Origin of the sequence: Allostella sp. (assembly GCF_041913585.1) — a bacterium.
Lineage (GTDB): Bacteria > Pseudomonadota > Alphaproteobacteria > ATCC43930 > Allostellaceae > Allostella.
The window spans coordinates 1-1,598 of the sequence record NZ_JAYSFE010000155.1 but is presented as its reverse complement, the minus strand read 5'-3'; the positions used below and the strand labels follow the sequence as shown (position 1 = coordinate 1,598).

The following is a 1,598-nucleotide window of genomic DNA, read 5'->3' as shown; positions in this document are numbered from 1 at the left end:
TCGCTGTCGCGCGACGTCTGGACGGTCGCGCCGGAGGAGGAGCATTCGGGCGCCGGCCATTCGCTGACCCTGCGCTACCCCTTGCGCATCCGCCAGCTCTCGCGCCGCCGCTATGCCGTCGACGGCACGCCGACCGACGCCGTCCTCATGGGCTGCCGCGTGCTCCTGAAGGCGAAGCCGCCGACGCTGGTGCTGTCGGGCGTCAACCGCGGCGCCAACCTCGGCGAGGACGTGACCTATTCGGGCACGGTCGCGGCGGCGATGGAGGGCACCCAGCTCGGCATCCCGTCGATCGCCCTCAGCCAGTGCACCCGGCCCGGGCAGCCGGTGCACTGGGCGGCGACCGAGCACCATGCCGCCGACGTCATCCGCCGCGTCTGCGCCGTCGGCTGGCCGAAGAACGTGCTCATCAACCTCAACTTCCCGCCCTGTCCGCCGGCCAGCGTCGTCGGCGTGCAGGCGACGAGCCAGGGCCGGCACAAGATCGGCGGCGCCCTGCAGGAGGGGCGCGACCCGCGCGGCCTTCCCTACTACTGGATCGCCACCACCCGGGACGAGGACGACGGGGTCGAGGGCACCGACCTCCATGCCGTGCGGAACTTCCGGATCTCGGTCACCCCGCTCTATCTCGACCTCACCCACCGCCCCACCCTCAAGCCGCTGGCGGAGATCTTTCCGTGACAGCCGGGCCGCGCCAGCTCCGGCTCATCATGGAGCTGCGGCGGCAGGGGATCGGGGATACGCGCGTCCTGGGCGCGATGGAGCGCATCCCGCGCGAGAGCTTCGTGCCCGAGATGTTCCGCGACCAGGCCTACGAGGACACGGCCCTGCCGATCGGGCACGGCCAGACCATCAGCCAGCCGACCGTGGTCGCCCGCATGACCGAGGCGCTGGCGGTCGGCGACCGCCATCGGGTGCTGGAGATCGGCACCGGCTCGGGCTACCAGGCGGCCGTGCTCGCCCGGCTGTGCCGGCGCCTCTACACGATCGAGCGCCACCGGCCGCTGCTGCAGACGGCGGAGGCGCGCTTCCGCGAACTGCGCCTGCACAACGTCACGACGCGCTGGGGCGACGGCACCAAGGGCTGGCCCGAATCGGCGCCCTTCGACCGGATCATCGTCACCGCGGCCGGCCTCGACATCCCCGATACGCTGCCCGAGCAGCTCGCCCCCGGCGGGGTCATGGTCATTCCGGTCGGCGAGCGCGGCGACACCCAGCGCCTGGTGCGCATCGTCCGCGCCGACGACGGCTTCGTCTGCGACGATATGGGGACCGTGCGATTCGTGCCGCTGGTCGCCGGGCTGCCGCGCGGCGCGGCGGGACGGACGGCCTGAACCGGCCGCCGCTGCCGCCCTTCGTCGCGCCCGCCGCGCGCCGTTTGCCCGTGACTCGGCCGGGCCGCTAGATTCCCCCGCGTGATGGACGGACGGCGAGCCTGCTGCCCCACTGCTGCCGCCTTCCTCGCGGCGGCCCTGTTCGCGCTCGGCGCCTGCAGCCGGTACGAGCCGATCGAGGTGTGGGATCCCGAGAACCCGCAGCGGGAGGAGGCGCGGGAGGCGCCGCCCGCGGCCGCGGGCGAGGCGTCGCCGGCGGTGCGC

At 73.8% G+C, this 1,598-nt stretch carries 3 protein-coding genes; all 3 read left to right on the top strand.

Features of this window, described 5'->3' with window-relative positions:
* Positions 1–681: 5'/3'-nucleotidase SurE (gene surE, locus ACE3Q3_RS21075; protein WP_374449261.1), on the top strand; the 681-nt coding region annotated here is incomplete at its 5' end.
* Between the two features lie 29 nt (positions 682–710).
* A complete protein-coding gene (locus ACE3Q3_RS21070) occupies positions 711–1,334 on the top strand; it encodes a protein-L-isoaspartate(D-aspartate) O-methyltransferase (RefSeq protein WP_374449279.1) in 624 nt (207 codons plus the stop codon).
* Positions 1,335–1,418: 84 nt separating this feature from the next.
* The coding region (locus tag ACE3Q3_RS21065) for a hypothetical protein (RefSeq protein WP_374449259.1) at positions 1,419–1,598 on the top strand (180 nt) is incomplete at its 3' end.